Consider the following 22,516-nt stretch of genomic DNA (forward strand, 5'->3'; position numbering starts at 1 on the left):
CACGCCGGTTCCCCCGCGCTCGCGCCAGCGCACCGCGCTGGCACCCGATGACCCGCGCTCACGCCAGCGCACCGCGCTGGCGCCCGAGCCACCGGCACCCGCTACCGGGGCAGACGAACCCCGATGCGCTCCAGGTGTGCGTTCGAGAAGGTGCCGGCCGGGTCCAACTCTTCGAAGAGGTCCCGCGCGTCGGCGAGCCGCGGCACGACCTCGGCGATGCGCTCGGCCGTCAGCAGGTTGAGCTTGCCCCAGTGCGGGCGGGCACCGAAGGGCGCGAGCGCCTCCTCGATCGCGGGCAGCACCGCCCGGACCTCCTCGGGCAGGTTGCGCCAGGTGAAGTGCACGGCGAGCATCTCCCGGTGGTACGCACCGCTCAGCCAGAGCTTGTCGGGCGCCGCCGTGCGCAGTTCGGTCACGAGCAGCAGCGGAGCGATGCGGTCGCCGAGCGCACGCAGGGCCGTGATCGCGGCGGGTCCGTCGGCGCGGTCGATGAAGTACTCGGTCTGGATCTCATCGCCGTTGCTCGGCGTCGACTCGAGCCGGAAGTGCGGCAGTCGCTCCCACCAGTCGCCGGGGACACCACCCTGCAGCGTGAGGTTGTCGGGGTCCGTCTCGACGAGGTTTCCCGCGGTCAGGGAGTCCCGCTGCACGCCGAGCCACGACTCCGGGACCACGGGCAGCTCGTCGTCACCGGCGGCCAGGCGGGTCTTCCACCAGATCTGCTCGACGGTGTCGCCGAGCCAGTTCGTGAAGATGCTGACGCTGTAGGCGCCGCCGGTGACGCCCTCGAAGTCGGCGAGGACGGCGTCCCACGGGACGTCGCGGTAGACGTCCTGACGCACGCGGTAGGCGGGCTGCACGTCGACCGTCACGCGCACCACGATGCCGTACGCGCCGAGCCCGACGACGAGTCCGTCGAAACCGGGGTCCCCACGACGGACGTGGACGAGCTCGCCCGTGGCGTCGACGTACTCGAGGCCGCTCACCGCTGAGGACAGGATGCCGTTGTCGTTGCCGGATCCGTGGGTGCCGGTCGCGATCGCGCCGCCGATGGAGATGTGCGGGAGCGAGCCCATGTTGTGGAAGGCGAGGCCCTGTTCGGCGAGCCAGGCGGCGGCGATCCCGTAGCGGGTCCCGGCTCCGATCGTCACCGAGCCGGCGGCCTCGTCGAACACCGGGTCGGCGGGGATGTCGAGCACCGTGATGAGCGTGCCGTCGGAGTCGGCGAGGTCGGTGAACGAGTGTCGGGTGCCGAGGGCGCGGACGCGCGTGCCCGTCCTGGCGGCCTCCGCGACGAGTGCGCGGACCTCGTCGATCGACGTGGCGTTCACGATCCGCGGCGCTGCGAAGGTGTGCGTGCCGGCCCAGTTGCGTTCAAGCGTCATGAGCGCAAGCTTGCCAGAGCCGGGGCGACCCGCAGGCGTTCCCGAAACATTTCCGGTCAGGCGGGCGGGGCGGCGTGCTTGTTCTCGAGCAGGATGCCGACCGAGACGAGCACGACCGCGCCGAGGAACTGCGCGATGATCCAAGGGATGCCGCTGAACGGGAGCGGGAGGACCGGGTTCCACACGATCGCGACGAGCAGCGTCGGGATCATCCAGAGCGGCTGCTTGGCCTGCCAGGCGAACACGGCCATGATGAGCGCGAGGATGCTCACCACGAACAGCACGATCGTGAAGGCGTCGAGTTCGAGCAGTGCGAGCCCGAGCATGAGCGCGACCGCACCCATGATGCCCGGGATGAGCGCCGGGCGAAGGGCGAAGGGTGCGGGTGCGGGGGTCGGACTCGGCATCCCACGAGTTTACGTGGAGCGGCGGGGCGTCGCCGAGCGGTGCGGCGGGGGCCGATGCGGCACAATCACTGCATGGGGGTTCTCATCTACGGTGCCGGAAGTCACTACGACTTCGACGACCGCGTGCTCGCTCACCTCAGGGCGGCGATCGGCAACAAGCTGCGTCGTCGGGAGTCCTTCTTCGTCGAATGGACCAAGGGGGCTGTGGACGGCGGCGGGCGGGTGAGTCTCTGGATCACGAGCGACGTCCCGTTGCAGTTCCGGTTCGCGCAGCCGGAGCCGTCGGTCAACCAGGCGTGGGTGCGCGCCCTGCTCGACTCCTCCTACACGCCGGGCGGCATGATGCTGACGCCAGAACCCAGCACTGCGACCGATCCGGAGACGTCGTGAGTGGAGGGCTTGCTCAGCGCTGCTCCACCAGCGCGGCAAGTTGCTCCGTGACGATCCCCCAGCCGGCGTGGAAGCCGAGTTCGAGGTGTTCGTCGCGCTGGGCGACCCCGCTGTGGAGCGCGGTCGCTCGGTAGCGGGTGCCGTCGGGGTGGTCAGCGAGGTCGATCACGGCGGTGATGAACGGCTGCTCGGCTGGCCGCCAGCCTGCGGTCAGCGCCGTCGTCCAGACGAGACGCTGCTCCGGAACGACCTCCAGCACGCATCCGGTGATCTGCGGCACGAAGTCGACGCCGTCCTCACTGAACTCGGTGCGGAAGGACCCGCCGGGTCGCAACTCGAACTCGACGACCCGACACACCGCCGGCGACGGCACCCACCACTGCCCGAGCGTCGCGGGGTCGGTCCACGCCGCCCAGACGGCCGATCGCGGCGCGTGGATGATGCGCTCGACCAACAGGTCGCGCTCGTCGGCCGGTTCGGGTTGGATGTGATCGGTGTCGGTCATGCGGTGCTCCTCCGTGGTCAGTCGGCGTCGTCCTCGACGCGGGCGAAACGCGGTCCCTCGTAGCCGTCGCGCGAGACGGGCTCGACGAACATCGCGAGCGGTCGCACCCACGACGTCGGCGGGGTCGTGGTCGTCCGGTAGAAGACGTACGGTTCCTCGGTCTCGCTGTGGCGTCCGACGCCGATGACCTCGTACCGCGCACCCTTGAAGTGTCGGTACGTGCCGGGCTCGACGCCGAAGGACTCGCCGTCGTCGGTGCTGGCCGTGCTGTCGTCGCTCATGTCGCGATTCTAACCAGCGGGCGTCGCGGAGTCAGCGCTCGCTTCGTCGGCCCGGAGCTCGGACACGTGCCGAACCAAGTCCTGCATCTGGCGGGGGAACGCCTCGCTGATGTCGATGCCGAACCGGTCGGCGAGCACGAGACAGGACCAGATGGCATCACAGAGTTCGTGCTCGAGCTGTTCGAGTCCGATGCCCTCGATGCGACGCGTCCCGTCGAGCGTCATCACGATCTTGGCGAGGTCACCGACGTCGCCGACGAATCCGAGGGCGACCTCCTGGTTCGTCCAGGGACGTCCGATCCGCTTCGTGCTGAGATCGTCGTAGGCGGCGGCGACCTCCAGGGCGTGGGCGTTCAGCGTTGCGAAGTCCTGAGTCATCCCCAGAGCCTAATCAGCGCTTTCGATGCTTGTCTCGATTGGAGTTCCGGCGGACAGGTCCCGGACATACTGGCGGCACACATACACCCGAGCGAAGCGTTCCCTGAGCTCCTGCTCGCGCTCGATGCCCGCATGGACGAACGCGCGGACCGGGCTGCTGAACCCGGCCGGAGTCGTGAACCCTTCGGCGTCGTTTCCGTCTTCCAGGTGCACATGCAGGTACTGGAACGCCTCGGAGAAGCCGTTGCGCCGGTACCAGGAGTTCGCTGCCTGGTCCTCGCGGGTCCACGCATCGAGCCTCGTGATGTCTGCCCGGGCCAGCCGCTCTACGGCTACCTCAAGGAGAGCGGCGCCGATCCCCCTGCTCTGATGATCGGGATGTGTCGCGACCGAGTCGATCGTGGCCTCGTCACCGTCGACGGTGATGTCGAGCAGGCCGAGCACCTGTCCCTCGACATCGACCGCGACCAGCCCGAACGACGGCGCCACGACATCGGGGCGGCGAGGCCACACGTCGTCGTAATACTGGGTCGATAGGAAGGCGAGCACCCGGCAACGCACCCAGGTGGGTTCGTCGGTCGGCTCGTAGGGGCGGATCGCGAACGGATGCGGTTCGAGGGTCGTCACGGTGCCCCCATCGTAGAGGCGGAACTCCTGTGGAGGCCAGGCACTCACCCGGCGGTCGGCACCACGTCCCAGTGCTCGCGGATGAGCTTGTCGTCGACCCGGAAGATGTCCGCTGCCAGAACGGGGTCGTCCGCCTTCGCGCCGACGCTCTGCGAGAACGTCCACACGAGGTCACCGTCGCTCAGCGAGATGACCGACTCCTGCGGCGGGAAGGTCGCGGATCCCGAGAAGAACGACTTGAGCGCTGCCGTGCCGTTCGGTGCGACCGGGTTGTGCTGGAGGTAGGCGGGGTCGAAGGCCTTGTCGAGGATCGAGACGTCCTGGTCGCGGAACAGCGTGTTGTACGCGCTGACCGCGAACGTCCGGTTCTGTTCCTCCTGCTTCTCCGACGGCGCGACCGCGGGCTTCGCCGGGCTGTAGAGGTCGCTGAACATCGTGTTGGTGTTCCCGCTCGCGGGCGTCCCGGTCGCGATCGGCTGATCGAATGCCCAGCGCTCGACGACGGCGCCGTCCCGCACCCGGAACAGGTCGACGGCGGCCTCGCCCGTCCGTTCGTCGGCCGGGTCGGAGGCGACCTGGTAGTGCACGGCGACGAGGTCGCCGTCGGCGGCGGTGTGCTTGACGACCGCCTGCGCCCCGGGGACCCGCGTCCGGTCGGCGGTGAACTCCGCCAGGAGCCCGCTCGGACCGGACTTCTGCCCGGAACCGTGCGCGACGGCGTCGGCCGCGACGAGCTTGTCGGTCGTGGCCACCGCCTTCGAGGAGGCGGGGTCGGGGAAGGCGTCCGTGTAGAGCTTGAGCACGGCGGCGAGGTTCTTCTGCTCGGTCTTCGAGTCGCTGCGGTCGCCCGTCGAGCCGCCGTCGGCACTTCCCTTCCGCGCCGTCGAGACCGAGGACGACGGATCAGGCACGGCTGCCGAGGTGGCCTGGCACCCCGCAAGCAGTGAGACGCCGGCGAGGACGGCGGCGGTGCGGACGAGGGGGACGACGAGGGCGCGTGATCTGGTCATGGAATCACTGTGCGACGGCGTTCTGAACCTCAGGTGAGGTGTCCCTGGGCTTCGCTGGGAATCCGTGTCTTTCAGTTCCGCTGCGGTTGAAACCACCCGCAGTCTGCTCTCGCGGCTCGCATCCGCTCGCACCGTTCTCTACCCTGGGTGCAACGACCGTGACATCCGGGGGATGCATCGTGGGCCTGATCCAAGACGTGGGCGGTGGGCTGCTGCTGGCGCTCGGACTCCTGCTCGCCGGGCTCGTGGTCTTCCTCGTCCTCGCCCTAGGCACCCAGTACGTGCGGATGCGCCGCCGACGGCCGCGGGGGAAGGAGGCTCGTGCCGACGCCGAGCTCCGAGCGCAGTTGCTTGATGAGGGCTTCACCACGAGCGAGGCCGCGGATGCGATCCGGTCCAGCGATCCTGCCCTGGACTCGGAGAAAACTCACCATGACTGAGTCATGGCTCCTGGTCCTGATCCCCATCTGCAGCGTCCTCGCGATCTGGTCGGCACTGCAATTCCTAGCGGGAAGCAAACGGGTCAGCGTCGGGGTCCTCGTCACCATCGTCTGTGTCTACCTGCTCGGGGCCCTCATCGTGCTGTTCGGTGGGCCGTTTCTGGCGCAGATCGACCCTTCATCGGATGAACTGACGGCTCCCTCCATCGACGGAGGTCTCGTGATGGCGTACCTCGGCCTGGTCGCTGGCGCACCGGCTGTCATCACAGCACTCGTGCTCCTTGCCGGGTACTGGGCTCTGGCACGGCTCTCACAGAGGACCGCTGGGGTTTCGGGTGGGCAGATGTAGCGCGACTCGTAACGCCCCGACGGCGAGACGACCGCGAACTGCTACTCGCGACCCTGCCTGTTGGTATCGTCGCTGCCCCCCCCCCCCCCCCCGTTACGGGCGGCACATCGACGAAAGCCCCTCCATCCCAGCGGCCTCATAACCGTCGGAAATCGGAAACGATCGAAGAGCGTCTCAGGTGTGCACATTTTCGCGCGCTGCGCCTGGCTAAGCTCGCCCCAGGTCTTACGAGTTCTGGTACATATCCCTACCGTCGGGGCAACGGTTCAGGGGTGAGTCGGAGGAAGATGCGGCGAACCGTGAACTATCTGAACTCGTTGACCGTGGGTGGGAGCCGGTGAACGCGACCCGTCCGGGAGCGATTGGACCGATCGGGTTCCTGCTGCGGAAGGAGAAGTGATGAACGATCGCACGCCGCCGGGTGTTCCGAAGGAAAAAGCGAGCCGTCCAGCGAAAATCGTCGCGTGGGTTGCCGTGATCGTGTTGGTGGCACTAGTCGTGTGGATTGCGGTGAACACTGCAGGTTTGGTGTGACATGTCGAGTCGCTCGGAGCAGCACTACCCCGCCGCGCCGCAAGATCTCGGGAGCAGGTCGTCACACACGGAATGTGCGGCCTCGAAAGAGAAGAAGCCCCCTCCGTCCCGGTGTTGCTCGGGGATGGAGGGGGCTTTTTCGTGGCGGTACCGGTGGGATTTGAACCCACGGTGCTCTTTCAAGCACACAACTTTTCGAGAGTTGCACCTTCGGCCGCTCGGACACGGTACCGGGGTCGAGTCTAATAGAAGACGAGCGCCGACGCGAATTGAGCGATGCCGGTCATCCACCGGCGGCGCGGAGGGCCGGCGGTGTCGGCGGCCGCGCTTAGGCTGGCCGCATGGCCAAGGCACCCTCCCCCGCATTCCGCTGCACCGAATGCGGCTGGACCACCGCCAAATGGGCCGGTCGATGCGGCGAATGCCAGCAGTGGGGCACGGTCGTCGAAGCGTCGGCTCCCACCGGCGTCCTCGGCAAGCTGACACCGATCCGCGCCACGGACGAACGCGCCGCACGCCCCATCACTCAGGCCAGCGCCGACGAGGCTCCACGCTGGTCGAGCGGCATCGCCGAGTTCGACCGGGTGCTCGGCGGCGGCATCGTCCCCGGCGCCGCGATCCTCCTCTCCGGTGAGCCGGGCGTCGGCAAGTCGACCCTGCTCCTCGAGGTCGCGTCCCGAGCCGCGAAGACCGGCGCCCGCGTCCTCTACGTCAGCGCCGAGGAGTCGGTCAGCCAGGTCCGCCTCCGCGCCGAACGCACCGGGGCCCTCCACGACGACCTCTACCTCGCCTCCGAGACCGACCTCGCCACCATCCTCGGCCACATCGACCAGGTGCAGCCCAAGCTCCTCATCGTCGACTCCGTCCAGACCGTCTCCTCCTCGCAGTCCGACGGCCTCGCCGGACAACCCGGCCAGGTCCGCGAGGTCTCCGCCGTCCTCACCCGCATCGCCAAGGAACGCGACCTCCCGGTCCTGCTCGTCGGCCACGTCACGAAAGACGGCTCGATCGCCGGCCCCCGGCTCCTCGAGCACCTCGTCGACGTCGTCTGCCAGTTCGAGGGCGACCGCCACACCGCGCTCCGCTTCCTCCGCGCACAGAAGAACCGCTTCGGCGCCACCGACGAGGTCGGCTGCTTCGAGATGGCCGGCGACGGCATCGCCGAGGTCCCCGACCCGAGCGCCCTCTTCCTCAGCCAGAACGAACCCGTGGCCGGCACCTGCGTCACCATTGTCATGGAGGGACGCCGCGCGCTGCCCGTCGAGGTCCAGGCGCTCATCAACAAGACGCAGGCACCGAACCCCCGCCGGGTCACCAACGGCGTCGACCCCTCACGTGTCGCGATGATCCTCGCCGTGTTGCACGGCCGCTACTCCTACGACCTCACCGACCACGACGTCTACATCTCGACCGTCGGCGGCGTGAAGATCAGCGAACCGGCGGCCGACCTCGCGATCGCCCTCGCCCTGGTCTCCGTCATCCGCGACTTGGCCCTCCCCCGCGACCTCGCGGCCTACGGCGAGATCAGCCTCAGCGGCGAAGTGCGTCCGGTGAGTGTCGCGAAGCAGCGCGGCTCGGAGGGCAACCGCCTCGGCTACAAGCTGCTGCTCAACTCCGATGTCAGCAACGACCTCAAGTCGGTGCTGGGCATCGCGAAGACCGCAGCCGAGGCAGCACGCCCCGCCCGACGCGAACGCGAGCTCGACGCCGCCTTCTGAGCTGCCTCGCGCCGCCGCACGCACGTCGGTGCGGGAGTCTGCTCACAACTCCTGCAAATCGGTCTCGTATGCCCCGCGGACGAGACCGGCGTCCGTTCCGACGCGGGAGTCGCAGGAGTTGTGAACAGGGATGCTCCAACAGGGGACATCCGCCGACCGCGACCGGCGCGAGGACTCGTCACCGCACCGGTCAACCGGCATCCCGGGCGTTCCGCGCACAACTCCTGCTGCATGAGCCGCACAGGCTTCGAACCGCGACCCTTCGGCCTCCCGACGACGACCTGCAGGAGTTGTGAACCGCGGACGCCGCCGAGAGCAGGACCTGCGGTCGGGGTCGGGCTATTCGGCGGCCGGCGCCTCGAGCTCGAGGACCCGCAGCAGTTCCTCCGGCGAGGCCTGCAGCGAGTGCGGACCGGCGACGTCGAAGAGCACCGTCTCGATGTCGTCGCCGTAGGTGCGGAGGAAGCTCGCGAGCCAGGCACCGTCGTGCAGGCCGACGTAGGGCGGCAGGGCGGCCGGCTTGTTCTTCGCGTCGGAGAAGAGGAGCAGCGCGAGCCTCGCGGTCTCAGGCTGGCGGAACATCCAGACCTCGCCGGTCTCCGTCGGCTTGTCGGGGTTACCCGGCTTCATGAGCGGAACGACGAAGCGGCCGTTCCGCAAGGCGAGTGCCACGGCAACCATGTCGCCGGCGGCGAGGGCCGCGGCCAAAGGCTCGGAACGGAACTCGGGTCGCTTCTGCTTCGCCATGCGTCCATTGTCGCAGGCTGGTGCGGGGCTGCGGGTCGAGCACTTCGACAGGCTCAGTGACCGGGGCGGGAGCGGCTCAGTGACCGGGGGGGGCTCAGTGACCGGAGTGGCTCGGCGAGCAGGTTCCGTCAGTTGAGCAGGAACTGCGCGCTGTCAGCGGAGGCGAAGCCGCCGATCGAGGTGTTCAGGTGGTACGAGGCGCCACCGGCGGGCACCGGGTCGCGCGGCTGGTCGCAGGTGTCGGGCGCCGACCGCGTGCGGTCCCAGGTGATCGGCGGGTTCGACGAGACCGTCTTCCCCGGCTCGAGGAGCACCTGCTGGTCACTCGGTGCGGTCTGGCAGTCGGTCGACGTCCAGTACGGCTCCTCACCGCTCGAAACGGTGAACACCTGCTGGCTCGTACCGGCGTTCATCGTGCACGCGGCCGAGCCGGTGTTCGTCACGCTCAGCGACAGCTGCGGGAGTTCGTCCGCCGCGAAGCTCGTCCCGTTCACGACGGCCTCGACGCGGATCTGGTCGGCCGTGCACGCGGCCGCCGAACCGGGGTCGGTGGTCGCGGCCTCATCGATCGGTGCGGTGGTCGACGCCTCGGGAGCCGGGGTCGGCGCAGGGGTCGCTGTGGGCGTCGGGGTGGGCGTCGCGGCGGTGTTCTCGGTGCCCGGACCCGACGCGAGCCGGACGATGAGCACGATGACCAGGACGATGACGGCAAGCAGGACGCCGAACACGATCAACCTGCGTCGCCAGTAGACGGCGGGCCGCTCCGGTCCGCGGGGATTCGTGAGGCTCGACATGCTCACAGATTAAGTGCAGTGGCGCGGAAACACCCGATGCCCCGCCGTCGGTGCGGACCGTGGTCCGACCGATGACGAGGCATCGGGATGGTGCTGGTGGTGCTGATGGTGCCGGGTGGTGCTCGGTGATGCGAGCGCCTAGAGCTGCTGCGCCGAGCGACGACGGGCGATCACGAGCGCGAGGCCGCCGACGAGGAGCAATGCGGCGAGCGCCGCGTTCCCCCACGGCTCGGCACCGGTCTTGCTCAGGCTGCCGTCCTGGCTGCCGCCGGCCGTTCCCGAACCGGTCCCGCCGCCCGCACCGGGCTGGGTGCCCGGGTCGGTGCCGGGGGCGACCGCCGCAGCCTGCACGACGATGTCCTGCCAGCCGATGACGTTGCCGTCGGCGTCCTGGACGACGAGGCGGTGGGCACCGACCGGCGCGTCCTCAGGAACCGTGACCTGCACGTTGCCGTCCGCGTCGACCTGCACGAGGCCGTCGCTGACGAGGATCGGGTCGGAGTGCAGCCAGACGCTGACCCAGGTGCCGGCGTACTCCTTGCCGACGTGGATCGTGGCGAGCTTGCCGATGATGAAGTCGGTGATCGCCTTGATCAGGTCCTTGAGCGCCTGGATGAGCGCGGACTCCGGTGCGGGCGTCGGCGGCATGACAACCGGCGGCGTCGCGACCGTGAGCGGCACCGTGAGCGTCGTCCCCGACTCGAGTGCCGTGAGGCGCACCGTCGCCGCGCCGTCAGCGGTACCCGCCGGGACGGTGAACGAGACCGTCGCGGCCCCCGCGGTGACCGGGACCGTCCCGATCGGCGAGCCGTTGAGTTCGATCGCCAGCGAGGTGTTCACCGGGCTGCCGGTCGAGGTGAGGTCGAGCTTCGCGACGTCGAACGAGACCGTCTTCCCAGCGGCGACCGCTGCGGTCGGCGCGTTCGTGACCTGCACGCTCTGGCGGGCGAAGTCCGGGGACACCGGGCTGTTCGCCGTCAGGTAGGCGATCCACGCGTCGCGGTCGACGAGACCGGAGTCGCGCGTGTCCGTGCCGTTCGCGAACTCACGGAAGTTGTCGCCACCCTGCAGCAGGAAGCTGAAGGAGCCGATCCGGTAGCTCTTGCTCGGGTCGATCGGCGCACCGTTCACCGTGATGCTCGTGATGCGCTGCCCCTGGGCCTTCGTGGGGTCGAACGTGTACTGCACGTTCGACGACAGTCCGAGCTGCAGGTACGGACGGGACGGGACGTTCCCGGCCGCGTCGAGCTGCCACTGCTGCTCGAGCACGGTCTTGAACTGCGCACCCGTGAGCGAGGTCGTCCACAGGTTGTTGAGGAACGGCAGCACCGCGTTCGCCTCGGCGTACGTGATGTCGCCCGCGAGGATCTCCTCACGCATGCCACCCGGGTTGACGATGCCGATGTCGGCTCCGCCCCGGTCGGCACTCGAGAGCGAGGCGCGGAGCGAGTCGGCGACGAGCGCACCGAGCGTCGACTCGGCGCCGCGGTCGTCCTTCACCCCGTTGTTGAACGCGCGGGTGATGTCGGCCTTCGCCTCACCGATCTTCTGGTTGCCGATCTCCGCCGCGACCGCGAGGGCCTTGTCGGTGATCGTCTTGACCGTCGCGACCGCGGGGAACTGCTTGACCAGGTCGGCCTCGGCAACGGTGGTGCGTGCGACGTTCTTCGCCGTGTAGGCGGTGACGTCACCCGACGCGCGGTCGACGGTCAGCGTGATCTGACCGATGAACTCGCCGTAGCTGCCGGTCTGGAGCACCGGACGGGTCTTGCCGGTCACGCCGGGGATCGGAGCGTCCCACGCGTACTGCTTGTGCGTGTGGCCGGTGAAGATGGCGTCGACGTCCGCGCTCGTCGTGGTGACGATCTCGGTGAAGGCGCTCTGTTCGGCGAGCTCCTGCTCGAGGGTCGCGCCGTCCGGCGTGCCTGCTCCAGCACCCTCGTGGTACTCGGCGACGATGACGTCCGCCTCACCGTTGAACTCGTCGCCGTCGGTGAGCTGCGCCGCGACGCGGTTCACGGCCTCGACCGGGTCCCCGAAATCGAGGTCGGCGATGCCGGCGGGCGACACGAGCGTCGGCGTCTCCTGGGTGATGGCGCCGACGACGGCGACCTTCACTCCGTCGATGTCGAGGATCGTGTACTCCTTGAGTGCGGGCTTCTTCGTGCCCTTCTCGTACACGTTGGCCCCGAGGTACGGCCAGGCGGCGTTCTTCCCGTCGGCCATGACACGGTCGACGAGGTCACCGTAGCCCTGGTCGAACTCGTGGTTGCCCACCGCGGAGGCCTTCAGGCCGAGTGCGTTGAGCACGTCGATCGTCGGCTGGTCCTGCTGCGACGACGAAGCGAAGAGCGAGGCACCGATGTTGTCACCAGCGGAGATGAACGCCGTCTGGTCGGGTGCGAACATCGCCTTGAGCTGCTCGATCGTGCCCGCGAACTTCGTCGTGTTGGCGTCGATCCGACCGTGGAAGTCGTTGATGTTGAGCAGGTTGACGGTCGCAGACTCGCTCGCGTCGGCGCTTATGCCGATGATCACGGGGTCGTGGTCGCTCGAGCGGAACATGTCCGGCACGTTGAAGTCGGTCACGTTCGCGTTGTAGCGGGAGTACTCGAGGGCGATCGACTCGACGGAGTTGATGTTCCACACGTCGGCACCGGTGACGCTCTGGTCTGCTTCCGGCGACGCGAAGATGTGGTCGAGGGACCCGACCGCACCGTCGAACGCGTAGGTGTACTCCCCGGTCTTGGCCTCCTGGCTGATGTAGCCGGCGTCGCGGAGCACGTCCAGCGGGTCCTCGGCGTCGTAGGAGTTGAAGTCGCCCACGAGGAAGACCTTCTTCGTGCCGATGTCCTTCGAGACCGTGTCGGCAAAGGTCACGAGGGCCTTGGCCTGACGCGTGCGGTCGCCGGTGAAGGCGCCCTGGCCGGTGTTGGCGTTGTCGCCCGTCGCGGCCTTGGAAGTGCTCTTCGACTTGAAGTGGTTCGCGATCACGAGGAACGTCGCCGCGTCGTCCGCACCCTTGGGCTTGAACGCCTGCGCGTCTGGCTCACGGGCGTTGTCGAAGGCCGGCTCGTCGAGCAGGATGCGCGACTCGCCGACGGTCTCGACGGCGGCCGACTTGTAGATGAACGCCGTCCGGATGACGTCCTCGTCCGCGGGGACCTTCGCGGGCGACGGGACGAACGTCCAGGTGCCCGCACCGGCATCGGCGTTGAGCGCCGCGGTCAGTGTCTTCAGCGCGTCGTCGCGGTCGAGGCCGATCGAGGCGGAGTTCTGGATCTCCTCGAGCGAGACGACGTCGGCGTCGAGGGCGTTGATCGCCGAGACGATCTTCGCCTGCTGACGCGCCAGGCTCTCGGCCGTCGCCGCTCCTCGGACGCCGCAACCGGCGGCATCGGAGTCGTCGACGGTCGTCTTGCCGCCCTCGCGGTCAGTGAAGAAGGTGCAGCCGGTGCGGGAGTCGCCGGTGGTGGCGAAGTAGTTGAGCACGTTGAAGGTCGCGAGGGACACGTCGCCGCCGACCCCGCGAGGCGAGGTGGAGCGGGTGTTCTCGAAGGACGCCGGCTGCACATCCGCGGCGTTGGCGCCGGTGAGGTGCTGCGTGGGCTGGAACTTCCAGTTGCTGTTGCGGAAGTCGAAGACGACCGGTGCGGTGAAGTCGACGGCGGCGCCGACCCGGACGGGCGCGGTGGTCGAGACGTACGGGAGCGGGATGCCCGTGTTCTCAGCCTTCGAGAAGTCCACGGTAGAGCCGTCGTCGAGGACGACCTTCTCCGCCGGCACACGGGCCGCGGCCGCGAGCGCCTCAGCAGAACCGGGCTTGCCGAGGACCGTCGGCGTGACGAACGGCGTCGTCGATGCCGCGAGCGCGACCTCGCCGTAGCGGTTCGTGCTGTAGGTGTCGGTGACCGTGTAGTCGCCGGCCGGGTCGAGCAGCATGCCCTCGAGACGCTCGCGCTCCTCGTCGGTGGCCGGGAAGGCGACACTCGCGGCGGTCGGTGCGGTGACGCCGGTGGCGTCGAGCGCCGTGACGGCGGCCGGGTCCGTGACCTTCAACTGCGTCAGGCCGTAGTACTCGTCCACGACGCCGGTGACCTGCAGGTACTGGCCGACGGTGACGGAGCCGACGGTGGCCGGCGAGTAGACGAAGACGCCGTCGGACGCGAGGTGCGTCGCGGGGTCGATCGCCCCGCCGGTGCCCGCGGTCTGCAGGTAGTAGCCGTTGAAGCCACCGGTCGGGAAGCTCGCGGTGACGAAGCCCGTGGTGGTGACCGTCTGGCCGACCATCGTGCTCGCGGCGCCGGTGCCCTGGATCTCCGCGATCGTCGCCGTACCGGGTTCGACCGGCGTGGTCGGGTCGGTGGGCTCGGGAGTCGGCTCCGGGGTGGGCTCAGGGTCGACCGGGGTGTCGCCCGCGCTGTTCTGCGGCGTGACCGTGTCGCTGAGCGTGAAGTCGGCGGCGTTGCTGTCGGTGTCGGCGAAGGCGGTGCGCACGATCGACTGCGGCACGTTGTTCGCTGATGGGGCGGGCGACACGGCGGTCTCGAAGGTGTTCGACGTGCCGTAGCCGAGAAGGTCGACGACGGCGGGGTCGCCGACGACGGAGCCGGCTGTGAGGGTCACTGAGGAGGTCGAGGCGACGAGGGCGATCGTGCCCTTGGAGCCCGACGCGTTCAGCTCGCTGGCCACGTCGGGTGTCGGCAGAGCCGCGCCGACCGCGCCGTTGCTGCTGCCCGAGACGAGGAAGTAGCCGCCGGCCGCGATCTTCCCGGTGAGCGGAACCGTCGTCGACGACGCCGCGGTGCTGGTCGCCGAGCGGTACTGGATCGACCAGCCGCTGACGTCGACTGCCGCGTCGCTCGGGTTGTAGAGCTCGACGAACTTGTTCAGGTAGGGCGCGTTCGCGCTCCCACCCGAGAGGTAGGCCTCGTTGATGACGACACCGAGGCCGTCGGTCGAGGCGACGGCTGGTGTCGCCACGAGGGGCGCGGCGACGAGCCCGGCAAGGGCGGCGAAGGCGGACAGCCTCCACGGGTGTTTGAACGACATGTGGCTCCGAATCGAGGGCCGTCCTCGTTCGGAGCGCGCGACAACGCACCCCCCATTCGAGGCACAGACGATGGGTAGTGCCTCACAAGCTAACCGACATGCGTGACGGAAGACCACCGCGAATGTGAACGGCACGTAAATCCGGGCCTGCTCATCTGAGCACGGGCTTCGCGCTGGAAACGAAGGAAAGCGCTGATCAGCGCGGCATTGTGAACGGTCTCATCGGTCACTCCGACGAGCACCAACCTTCAAGCTGTGGTTCAGAGCAGCTTGAGCATCCGCGTGTTACCGAGCGTATTCGGCTTGACCCGCGCGAGGTCGAGGAACTCCGCGACACCTTCGTCCGACGAGCGCACGAGCTGTGCGTAGACCTCGGGTGGGACGATCTCCTCGCCGATCTCCTGATAGCCGTGCCTCGTGAAGAAGCCGGTTTCGAAGGTCAGGCAGAACAGGCGACGCAGGCCGAGCTCGACCGCGTCGTGCTCGAGGCGCTCGACGAGCGCGTGGCCGACCCCGGTGCCGAGGTGGTCGGCGGAGACGGCGAGCGTGCGGACCTCACCGAGGTCCTCCCAGATGACGTGCAGCGCGCCGCAGCCGATGAGTTCGCCGTCGGGTGTCTCGGCGACGCGGAACTCCTGGACCGCTTCGTAGAAGACGACGTCGTCCTTGCCGAGGAGGATGCGCTGCTGCACGAGTGGTTCGACGAGCGCCTGGATGCGTCGGACGTCGCTCGTGCGGGCGCGACGGACGACATACCCCTGCTGAGCCTGCTCGACCATCCCGCCTCCTCCTGTCAGAACCTCCGAGCAGTCTACTGACGCCAGCGCAGTGCGCCCGACCGAGCGCGGGTTGGTGGGCGTCAGCGCGGTGCGCTCGAGCGAGCGCTGCCGAAGCGGCGTGAGCGCTACCCAGCCGCGTGAGCGCGGGCCTCCAGAGGGGCGCGCTCGGTCCGGTGGAGCGCGCTCACGTCGGCGCACCGCGCTGGCGCCGGACATCGGAGTGACGGCACCGGATCACGAGGGGCGGATCAGTGCCAGGACTTCGGGCCCGCGGTGCCGGCCGGGTAGGTGTCGATTGACACCTCGTCCTTGCGCCACGCCTTGAGGACCGGCGCGACGATCCGCCAGCACTGCTCGGCGACGTCACCGCGCACCGACAGGGTCGGGTCTCCCTCGAGGATGCTCGACAGGACTTCGCCGTAGGCACTGAGCTGCCCGGCCTGGAGTTCCGCGTGGAGGGCGACCGGGTCCAGCTCGAAGGGGTCGTCCTCGCCGTTGATCATCAGGTCGAGGTCGAGCGACGCGGGCTTCAGGCCGATGCGGAGCCGCGCCGGGGTCTTCATGCCGTGCAAGCCGGACGGGAGGTGCGGCACCGGCTTGAAGGTGAAGACGATCTCCTGACGGGTGTCCGCCAGCGCCTTTCCGGACCGCAGCACGAACGGGACACCGGCCCAACGCCAGTTGTCGATCGCGAGCGTCATCTCGGCGAGCGTCTCCGTGTGGTGCGACGGGTCCACGCCCTGCTCGTCGATGTAGGCGGGCAGCTTGCGGTCGCCGATCGTCCCGGCGCCGTAGCGTGCCCGCCGACTCTCCGTGCCGTTCGCCTTCCACGGCCGGGTCGCCCGCAGCACCTGGGCCATCCCGCCGCGCAGATCCTCGGCGTCGACGCTCGCAGGTGGCTCCATGGCGGCGAACGCGAGGACGAGGAGCAGGTGACTCTGGATCATGTCGATCAGCGCGCCCGCACGGTCGTAGTACCCGGCGCGACCCTCGAGCGCCAACTGCTCGTCGAAGACGAGGTCGACGCGTTCGACGTTGTCGGCCGAGAGGAGCGGCTCGAAGATGCGGTTCGCGAAGCGCAGGCCCAGCAGGTTGAGGACCGTCGACTTGCCGAGGAAGTGGTCGACGCGGAACACCTGCTCCTCCGGCACCAGGTGCTGGAGCAGACGGTTGAGCGAGCGGGCGGAGGCGTAGTCGGTGCCGAACGGCTTTTCGAGAGCGAGCATGATGCCCTTGGGGAGCTCCAGCTTCCGCAGCGCCTTGCAGGCGAGCAGGGTGATGGCGGGCGGCAGGGCGAAGTAGAGGGCGACGTTCGGACCGGCGGCCGCGAGGACTCGTTCCAGTGACGCCGGGTCGGAGACGTCAGCCTGCACGTAGGTGGTCTCGGCGACGATCGTCTCGGCGAGCTTCGACGGGGCGTCGGCGAATGCGGTCTTGACGCGCTTCCGCCAGGCCTCGTCGCTCGACTCGGAGCGGTCGACCCCGATGAGGCGCACCGCCTGGCCACGCGGGGAGGCGAGGAGCGACGCAAGTCCCGGCAGTAGGAGCCGGGCCGTGAGGTCGCCTCCGGCACCGAGGATCACGAGGGTTCGAGGGGCGGAGGATTCCGAGGTGGCGGCGGTCATGCGGCGATCCTACGCGGTGGGCCGACGAGGTCGCGCGGCCTTGCGCCCTCCCGAGGTCCATCCCGGTCCAGCGCGATGCGCTGACGCGAGCGCGAGGGTGTGGGCGTCAGCGCGGTGCGCTGACGTGAGTGGCGCGGTATCGGCCTCACCGCGGGTCAGGGACGTGGGCGCGCCCCTCCGGAGACCCGCGCTCACGCCCTGGACCCGCGCTCACGTCAGCGCACCGCGCTGGCGACCCACCACAGCAGACCCGGGCGGGCAGGCAGTACTGTGAGCGCATGCGACTCGGAGTCCTCGACGTGGGATCGAACACCGTCCACCTGCTCATCGTCGACGCCCACCCGGGAGCACGGCCGATCCCCCAGTCGTCGCACAAGTCGGTGCTGCGACTCATGCGATACCTCACGCCGGATGGATCGATCAGCGATGAGGGCGTCGCGGTCATCCTCGAGTCGATCGGTGCAGCCGCAGCGATCGCCCGCGAGAGCGGCCTCGACGAGCTCCTCTCGATGGCGACCTCGGCCATCCGTGAGGCGACGAACGGGCCGGAGGTCCTCGCCCTCGTCGAGGAACGGACCGGCATCGCCCTGCAGGTCCTCTCCGGTGACGACGAGGCGAAGCTCACCTTCCTCGCCGTCCGCCGCTGGTACGGCTGGTCGGCCGGCGAGATGCTCCTCCTCGACATCGGCGGCGGCTCACTCGAGATCGCGGCCGGCGGCGACGAGTACCCTGATGTCGCGATCTCCCTCCCGCTCGGCGCCGGACGCTCCACCGTCGGCTTCCTCCACGACGACCCACCGACCGCCGCACAGCAGGAGGCACTCCGCCTACACGCCCGCGAGGTGCTCACCGCAGCACTCCCCGCGTTCGCCGAAGAGCCCGACGCCCATCACGTCGTCGGGTCGTCCAAGACCATCCGCTCCCTCGCACGCCTCGCTGGATCGGTGGCCGACGGCATCGGTGGCACCGAACGGTCGCTGCTCCGGCGCAGCCAGCTCGACGACTGGATCCCCCGGCTCGCCCGCATTCCGGCTGAGGCCCGCCCCGCGCTCCCCGGGATCACTGCCGACCGAACCTTCCAGATCGTCGCCGGCGGCATCGTCCTGTCCGAGGCGATGGCCGCCTTCCGCGTCCGCGAGCTCGACGTCTCCCCGTGGGCGCTCCGCGAGGGCATCATCCTCCGCTACCTCGACCGCCTCGGCTGACCGCCGCCGTTCGCTCGCCCAGGTTCGGGCGCTCCAGTGCTCGCGCGCCCGAAGATGGGCGAACGAACACGACCAGACACGACGAAGGCCCCCACTCCGCGGAGTGGGGGCCTTCGGTGACTCGGGACTACTCGCCCGTGATGGCGAGGTCCGGCGTGGCCGAACCCGTACCGAGCGACGCCTGCGCGTTGACGCCGGCACCGACCGACTCACCACGAGCCGAGGTCGTGAAGGCGAACGCGCCGTTCACGAAGTCGACGTGCACGTGGTCGCCGGCGTTGAGCTCGCCGTGGAGGATCTGCTCGCTGAGCTGGTCCTCGACCTCGCGCTGCATCGCACGACGCAGCGGACGAGCACCGAGGGTCGGGTCGAAGCCGACCTCGATGAGGCGCTCCTTCGCCGGCAGCGTGAGCTCGATCGTCATGTCGCGGTCGAGCAGACGCTCCGAGAGACGCTTCGTGAACAGGTCCACGATCTGCAGGAGCTCCGGCTTCGACAACTGCGGGAACACGATGATGTCGTCGACACGGTTCAGGAACTCGGGCTTGAAGTGCTTCTTCAGCTCCTCGTTCACCTTGCCGCGCATGATGTCGTACCCGGTCGAGGCGTTGCCCTCGATCTGGAAGCCGACGGGACCACCGGCGATGTCACGAGCACCGAGGTTTGTGGTCATGATGATGACGGTGTTCTTGAAGTCGACGACGCGACCCTGACCATCCGTCAACCGGCCCTCTTCCAGGATCTGGAGGAGCGAGTTGAAGATGTCGGGGTGGGCCTTCTCGATCTCGTCGAAGAGCACGACGCTGAACGGCTTGCGACGCACCTTCTCGGTGAGCTGGCCACCCTCTTCGAAGCCGACGAACCCGGGAGGAGCACCGAACAGTCGCGAGACCGTGTGCTTCTCGCCGTACTCAGACATGTCGAGGGAGATCAGCGCGCCTTCGTCGTCGAACAGGAACTCGGCGAGCGCCTTCGCGAGCTCGGTCTTACCGACACCCGTGGGGCCGGCGAAGATGAACGAGCCCGAGGGACGCTTCGGGTCCTTGAGGCCGGCACGCGTGCGGCGGATGGTCTTGGAGAGCGCCGAGATGGCCTCCTCCTGACCGATGACCCGCTGGTGCAGCGCCTTCTCCATGAAGACGAGTCGCGAGGACTCCTCTTCGGTGAGCTTGAAGACGGGGATGCCGGTCGCCTGGGCGAGCACCTCGGCGATCAGACCCTCGTCGACCTCGGCGGTCGTCTTGACGTCGCCCGAGCGCCACTGCTTCTCGAGGCGCAGACGCTCACCGAGGAGGTTCTTCTCCTCGTCGCGGAGGGACGCCGCCTTCTCGAAGTCCTGCTCCTCGATGGCCGTCTCCTTGGCCTCGCGGACGCCGGCGATCTTGTCGTCGAACTCGCGCAGCTCAGGCGGGCTCGAGAGGATCGACAGACGCAGGCGTGCACCGGCCTCGTCGATCAGATCGATGGCCTTGTCGGGCAGGAAGCGGTCGGAGATGTACCGGTCGGCGAGGTTCGCCGCCGAGACGAGCGCGCCGTCGGTGATGGACACCTTGTGGTGTGCCTCGTACCGGTCGCGCAGCCCCTTGAGGATGTTGATCGTGTGGGGCAGCGACGGCTCCATGACCTGGATCGGCTGGAAGCGACGCTCGAGTGCGGCGTCCTTCTCGAAGTGCTTGCGGTACTCGTCGAGCGTGGTGGCCCCGATGGTCTGGAGCTCACCGCGGGCGAGCAGCGGCTTGAGGATGGAGGCCGCGTCGATCGCGCCTTCGGCGGCACCGGCACCCACGAGGGTGTGGATCTCGTCGATGAAGACGATGATGTCGCCGCGGGTGCGGATCTCCTTGGTGACCTTCTTCAGGCGCTCCTCGAAGTCACCGCGGTAGCGGCTACCGGCGATGAGCGAGCCGAGGTCGAGCGAGTACAGCTGCTTGTCCTTCAGCGTCTCCGGGACATCGCCCTTGACGATCGCCTGAGCGAGACCCTCGACGACGGCGGTCTTGCCGACGCCGGGCTCACCGATGAGGACCGGGTTGTTCTTCGAGCGACGGGAGAGGATCTGCATGACCCGCTCCATCTCCTTGTCGCGACCGATGACCGGGTCGAGCTTGTTGTCGCGCGCGGCCTGCGTGAGGTTGCGGCCGAACTGGTCGAGGATCTGCGACCCGCCCTGTGCCTGCTGCTCACTCTGGTTGCCGCCGACCGGGGCTGCTTCCTTGCCCTGGTAGCCGGACAGCAGCTGGATGACCTGCTGGCGCACGCGGTTGAGGTCGGCGCCGAGCTTCACGAGGACCTGGGCTGCGACGCCCTCGCCCTCGCGGATGAGGCCGAGCAGGATGTGCTCCGTGCCGATGTAGTTGTGGCCGAGCTGCAGCGCTTCGCGCAGGCTCAGCTCCAGCACCTTCTTGGCGCGCGGCGTGAACGGGATGTGTCCCGTCGGCTGCTGCTGGCCGGTGCCGATGATGTCGGTGACCTGCTCGCGCACGGCATCGAGGGAGATCCCGAGGGACTCGAGTGCCTTGGCGGCGACTCCTTCTCCCTCGTGGATGAGGCCGAGCAGGATGTGCTCGGTCCCGATGTAGTTGTGGTTGAGCATCTTGGCCTCTTCCTGGGCCAGGACGACGACACGACGCGCACGGTCGGTGAATCTCTCGAACATGATCACTCTCCTCCGGCACCGGGCAGGGTGGTGATGCCGTTAGTAGGAGCGTAACGACCGCCGCAGCTCTCTTCGCCCCTGTTCGCCGTGGGCGTGATGCGCGGCCACCGGGAACGCCGCAGCGCACGTGCACCGGGCACGTGCGCTGCGGGTGTCGGCTGATCGCGGCTCGGTCAGACCGGGAACCGGACGGTCGCCGCGAGGGCGCCCCCACCAGGGACGTCGTCGGCACGGACGGCGAGGATCCGGGCGTCGGAGAGCAGCGCCCGGCGGAGGATCTCGTCGATCACGCCGTAGTTCGTCGCGTCGGCATCGTCGGCGAGCGTGACGACACCGGTGGTCTCGTCGACCGTGCCCGGCAGGTTGCTGTCGATGTCGACGAACAGGGTGTCGACCGCGTTCGCCGTCGCGGCGCGTGCCACGTCGCCGAGGTCGGTCACGGCACGGCCGTTCGACGCGCGGGTGCCGAACTCCTCGCACAGCGCGTGCAGCTCCGCGGCGTACAGCTCGTCGAGGATCGGGCGGGCCGCTGCGGCGAGCTGCTCGTCCGAGCGCTCCTGCTGGTTGCCCTCGATCTCGGGCTTCACAAGGTGCTTGTAGCTCGAGACGGACCGGAAGATCCCCGTCATCGGTTCGGCGCCCGCGAGGATGAGCGGCTCCTTCGAGCCGGCGAGCACCGGCGACAACGCCTTGTTGATCGCCTGCGCGTACTCCTGCATCCGGACCTTCTGTCCTTCGGAACCCTGGATGCGTCCCTGGGGGCTGCGTCCGTCGGAACCGCGACCCCGGATCGAGTCGACACCCGCGGCCGCGGCCACGTCGGCGGGGACACCCTCGAGCTCGATGCTCGTGGCCGGCAGATCGCGCGAGACGGCGACGAGTCGCACACCGCTCTGCGCGAGCGCCAGGACGTAGGCCGATTGCGGGAAGGTGAGCGCACGCATCAACGGCTTGATGAAGAAGCGGTCCGAGACCTCCGTGCAGGACTGGAGGATGTTCGGGACGCGGAAGTAGCGCGTGAGGCTCGGGCTGATGTACAGCGCCAGGCTCGACGACAGGTAGCGGAGGAAGTCCGGATCCTCCTGGAGGTCGTCGACCTGCTGCGTGAACGTCGCGATCGCCGCCCGGTCTGCTCCCGCGGCCGTCAGCTGCTCGACCGCCACCTTCACCTGGTTCTTGAGGTCCAGGCGGATATGGCTCGTATCCGAGGGGTTGGTGCTCGTCGCGAGGATGATCGACACGCTGCCCGGCTCGCGAGCGGTGGCGAGCTCGACGATGTCGGAGCGGGTCGGAATATCGGTGTGGTGCACTGATGCCTCCTTCGATCGCGTCAGGCGAAGGGTCGACCGGGAGCAGGCGACGCCGTCGTGGGCCTGACTTGACCCCAGTATAGGGAGCGCCCACCCCTCGATCCGGGGTCGATTCTGCGGACATTCGGAGCCGGGTCGGGCCGCGGGACCTCGATCCCGCGGCCCGACTCACGGCCTCGTCACTCGGTCGTGACCGAGCTGTCCGTCGGCTGCTCCGATGCGACGAGGCGTCGCGTCCGCCGCAGCGCGAGGACGAGCAGACCGGCGACGACGAGCAGGCCGGCCGCGAGGAGGGCGCCGGTCGTGAGCCCGGCGCCGGTGACA

At 68.8% G+C, this 22,516-nt stretch carries 20 protein-coding genes and 1 tRNA gene; 6 read left to right on the forward strand and 15 right to left on the reverse strand.

Annotation, left to right across the window (positions count from 1 at the left end):
* Positions 1–101: 101 nt before the first annotated feature.
* Both IFT89_RS16240 and IFT89_RS16245 read right to left on the reverse strand, forming a co-directional pair.
* Positions 102–1,385: an FAD-binding protein gene (locus IFT89_RS16240; protein WP_124768761.1), complete on the reverse strand. Its 1,284-nt coding sequence runs from the start codon at positions 1,383–1,385 to the stop codon at positions 102–104.
* A gap of 56 nt (positions 1,386–1,441) precedes the next feature.
* Positions 1,442–1,792 (reverse strand): DUF6804 family protein, encoded by a 351-nt coding sequence (locus IFT89_RS16245; RefSeq protein ID WP_124768760.1) that lies wholly within the window; start codon positions 1,790–1,792, stop codon positions 1,442–1,444.
* A gap of 72 nt (positions 1,793–1,864) precedes the next feature.
* Here IFT89_RS16245 and IFT89_RS16250 point away from each other — a divergent pair, with 72 nt between their 5' ends.
* Entirely contained in the window at positions 1,865–2,182 is a 318-nt protein-coding gene (locus tag IFT89_RS16250; protein WP_202939470.1) for a DUF7882 family protein, read from the forward strand.
* A gap of 13 nt (positions 2,183–2,195) precedes the next feature.
* Here IFT89_RS16250 and IFT89_RS16255 read toward each other — a convergent pair whose 3' ends face one another.
* Genes IFT89_RS16255 through IFT89_RS16275 form a run of 5 tightly spaced genes read right to left on the reverse strand, consistent with a single transcriptional unit; the run spans position 2,196 to position 4,983 of the window.
* A complete protein-coding gene (locus IFT89_RS16255; protein WP_202939471.1) occupies positions 2,196–2,687 on the reverse strand; it encodes an SRPBCC family protein in 492 nt (163 codons plus the stop codon).
* Between the two features lie 17 nt (positions 2,688–2,704).
* A complete protein-coding gene (locus IFT89_RS16260; protein WP_086474529.1) occupies positions 2,705–2,968 on the reverse strand; it encodes a DUF1653 domain-containing protein in 264 nt (87 codons plus the stop codon).
* 9 nt (positions 2,969–2,977) lie between these two features.
* Positions 2,978–3,346 (reverse strand): nucleotide pyrophosphohydrolase, encoded by a 369-nt coding sequence (locus IFT89_RS16265; protein WP_244650769.1) that lies wholly within the window; start codon positions 3,344–3,346, stop codon positions 2,978–2,980.
* Between the two features lie 9 nt (positions 3,347–3,355).
* Complete coding sequence (locus IFT89_RS16270; RefSeq protein ID WP_202939472.1) at positions 3,356–3,973, reverse strand: GNAT family N-acetyltransferase; 618 nt, start codon at positions 3,971–3,973, stop codon at positions 3,356–3,358.
* A 44-nt stretch (positions 3,974–4,017) separates the two neighbouring features.
* Positions 4,018–4,983: a nuclear transport factor 2 family protein gene (locus tag IFT89_RS16275; protein ID WP_194644013.1), complete on the reverse strand. Its 966-nt coding sequence runs from the start codon at positions 4,981–4,983 to the stop codon at positions 4,018–4,020.
* A gap of 179 nt (positions 4,984–5,162) precedes the next feature.
* On the opposite strand from IFT89_RS16275, the gene IFT89_RS16280 reads away from it, so the two are divergent.
* The 3 genes from IFT89_RS16280 (at position 5,163) to IFT89_RS20640 (ending at position 6,306) form a co-directional block, all read left to right on the forward strand.
* Positions 5,163–5,423, forward strand: coding sequence for a hypothetical protein (locus IFT89_RS16280; protein WP_194644010.1), 261 nt, complete (start codon positions 5,163–5,165; stop codon positions 5,421–5,423).
* A complete protein-coding gene (locus IFT89_RS16285; RefSeq protein ID WP_137242224.1) occupies positions 5,416–5,772 on the forward strand; it encodes a hypothetical protein in 357 nt (118 codons plus the stop codon). Before IFT89_RS16280 ends, IFT89_RS16285 begins: the two co-directional genes overlap by 8 nt.
* Before the next feature lie 399 nt (positions 5,773–6,171).
* The gene (locus IFT89_RS20640; RefSeq protein WP_255528001.1) at positions 6,172–6,306 is read left to right on the forward strand and encodes a hypothetical protein; all 135 of its coding nucleotides are present in this window, start codon (positions 6,172–6,174) and stop codon (positions 6,304–6,306) included.
* A 142-nt stretch (positions 6,307–6,448) separates the two neighbouring features.
* On the opposite strand, the gene IFT89_RS16290 is transcribed toward IFT89_RS20640, so the two are convergent.
* Positions 6,449–6,538 (reverse strand) — tRNA-Ser (locus tag IFT89_RS16290).
* Positions 6,539–6,647: 109 nt separating this feature from the next.
* Here IFT89_RS16290 and radA point away from each other — a divergent pair.
* On the forward strand, positions 6,648–8,024 hold the full coding sequence (gene radA, locus IFT89_RS16295) for a DNA repair protein RadA (protein ID WP_085510174.1): 1,377 nt from the start codon (positions 6,648–6,650) through the stop codon (positions 8,022–8,024).
* A gap of 339 nt (positions 8,025–8,363) precedes the next feature.
* Here the strand turns inward: radA and IFT89_RS16300 are convergent, their stop codons facing one another.
* The 5 genes from IFT89_RS16300 to IFT89_RS16320 form a co-directional block, all read right to left on the reverse strand.
* Positions 8,364–8,771, reverse strand: coding sequence for an SseB family protein (locus IFT89_RS16300; RefSeq protein ID WP_086474535.1), 408 nt, complete (start codon positions 8,769–8,771; stop codon positions 8,364–8,366).
* Positions 8,772–8,899: 128 nt separating this feature from the next.
* A complete protein-coding gene (locus IFT89_RS16305; protein ID WP_202939473.1) occupies positions 8,900–9,565 on the reverse strand; it encodes a hypothetical protein in 666 nt (221 codons plus the stop codon).
* A 138-nt stretch (positions 9,566–9,703) separates the two neighbouring features.
* Positions 9,704–14,617 (reverse strand): ExeM/NucH family extracellular endonuclease, encoded by a 4,914-nt coding sequence (locus IFT89_RS16310; protein ID WP_202939474.1) that lies wholly within the window; start codon positions 14,615–14,617, stop codon positions 9,704–9,706.
* A 260-nt stretch (positions 14,618–14,877) separates the two neighbouring features.
* Positions 14,878–15,396 (reverse strand): amino-acid N-acetyltransferase, encoded by a 519-nt coding sequence (locus IFT89_RS16315; RefSeq protein WP_124768749.1) that lies wholly within the window; start codon positions 15,394–15,396, stop codon positions 14,878–14,880.
* Positions 15,397–15,644: 248 nt separating this feature from the next.
* Complete coding sequence (locus tag IFT89_RS16320) at positions 15,645–17,021, reverse strand: glucose-6-phosphate dehydrogenase (RefSeq protein ID WP_202939475.1); 1,377 nt, start codon at positions 17,019–17,021, stop codon at positions 15,645–15,647.
* Positions 17,022–17,299: 278 nt separating this feature from the next.
* Here IFT89_RS16320 and IFT89_RS16325 point away from each other — a divergent pair, with 278 nt between their 5' ends.
* Positions 17,300–18,226, forward strand: a complete 927-nt coding sequence (locus IFT89_RS16325) for a Ppx/GppA phosphatase family protein (RefSeq protein WP_064294323.1) — start codon at positions 17,300–17,302, stop codon at positions 18,224–18,226.
* A 127-nt stretch (positions 18,227–18,353) separates the two neighbouring features.
* Here IFT89_RS16325 and IFT89_RS16330 read toward each other — a convergent pair whose 3' ends face one another.
* Positions 18,354–20,882 (reverse strand): ATP-dependent Clp protease ATP-binding subunit, encoded by a 2,529-nt coding sequence (locus IFT89_RS16330; RefSeq protein WP_064294324.1) that lies wholly within the window; start codon positions 20,880–20,882, stop codon positions 18,354–18,356.
* Positions 20,883–21,055: 173 nt separating this feature from the next.
* Positions 21,056–22,192, reverse strand: a complete 1,137-nt coding sequence (locus IFT89_RS16335; protein WP_137242232.1) for a baeRF11 domain-containing protein — start codon at positions 22,190–22,192, stop codon at positions 21,056–21,058.
* Positions 22,193–22,516 lie beyond the last annotated feature (324 nt).

This window comes from Plantibacter sp. CFBP 13570 (assembly GCF_014841395.1).
In the GTDB taxonomy this organism is placed as follows: Bacteria; Actinomycetota; Actinomycetes; order Actinomycetales; family Microbacteriaceae; genus Plantibacter; species Plantibacter auratus.

Excerpts from the sequence above, each read along its gene's own strand:
- IFT89_RS16240 (WP_124768761.1), bottom strand. The coding sequence starts at position 1,385 with ATGACGCTTGAACGCAACTGGGCCGGCACGCACACCTTCGCAGCGCCG.
- IFT89_RS16245 (WP_124768760.1), bottom strand. The coding sequence starts at position 1,792 with ATGCCGAGTCCGACCCCCGCACCCGCACCCTTCGCCCTTCGCCCGGCG.
- IFT89_RS16250 (WP_202939470.1), top strand. The coding sequence starts at position 1,865 with ATGGGGGTTCTCATCTACGGTGCCGGAAGTCACTACGACTTCGACGAC.
- IFT89_RS16255 (WP_202939471.1), bottom strand. The coding sequence starts at position 2,687 with ATGACCGACACCGATCACATCCAACCCGAACCGGCCGACGAGCGCGAC.
- IFT89_RS16260 (WP_086474529.1), bottom strand. The coding sequence starts at position 2,968 with ATGAGCGACGACAGCACGGCCAGCACCGACGACGGCGAGTCCTTCGGC.
- IFT89_RS16265 (WP_244650769.1), bottom strand. The coding sequence starts at position 3,346 with ATGACTCAGGACTTCGCAACGCTGAACGCCCACGCCCTGGAGGTCGCC.
- IFT89_RS16275 (WP_194644013.1), bottom strand. The coding sequence starts at position 4,983 with ATGACCAGATCACGCGCCCTCGTCGTCCCCCTCGTCCGCACCGCCGCC.
- IFT89_RS16285 (WP_137242224.1), top strand. The coding sequence starts at position 5,416 with ATGACTGAGTCATGGCTCCTGGTCCTGATCCCCATCTGCAGCGTCCTC.
- IFT89_RS20640 (WP_255528001.1), top strand. The coding sequence starts at position 6,172 with ATGAACGATCGCACGCCGCCGGGTGTTCCGAAGGAAAAAGCGAGCCGT.
- radA (WP_085510174.1), top strand. The coding sequence starts at position 6,648 with ATGGCCAAGGCACCCTCCCCCGCATTCCGCTGCACCGAATGCGGCTGG.
- IFT89_RS16300 (WP_086474535.1), bottom strand. The coding sequence starts at position 8,771 with ATGGCGAAGCAGAAGCGACCCGAGTTCCGTTCCGAGCCTTTGGCCGCG.
- IFT89_RS16305 (WP_202939473.1), bottom strand. The coding sequence starts at position 9,565 with ATGTCGAGCCTCACGAATCCCCGCGGACCGGAGCGGCCCGCCGTCTAC.
- IFT89_RS16310 (WP_202939474.1), bottom strand. The coding sequence starts at position 14,617 with ATGTCGTTCAAACACCCGTGGAGGCTGTCCGCCTTCGCCGCCCTTGCC.
- IFT89_RS16315 (WP_124768749.1), bottom strand. The coding sequence starts at position 15,396 with ATGGTCGAGCAGGCTCAGCAGGGGTATGTCGTCCGTCGCGCCCGCACG.
- IFT89_RS16320 (WP_202939475.1), bottom strand. The coding sequence starts at position 17,021 with ATGACCGCCGCCACCTCGGAATCCTCCGCCCCTCGAACCCTCGTGATC.
- IFT89_RS16325 (WP_064294323.1), top strand. The coding sequence starts at position 17,300 with ATGCGACTCGGAGTCCTCGACGTGGGATCGAACACCGTCCACCTGCTC.
- IFT89_RS16330 (WP_064294324.1), bottom strand. The coding sequence starts at position 20,882 with ATGTTCGAGAGATTCACCGACCGTGCGCGTCGTGTCGTCGTCCTGGCC.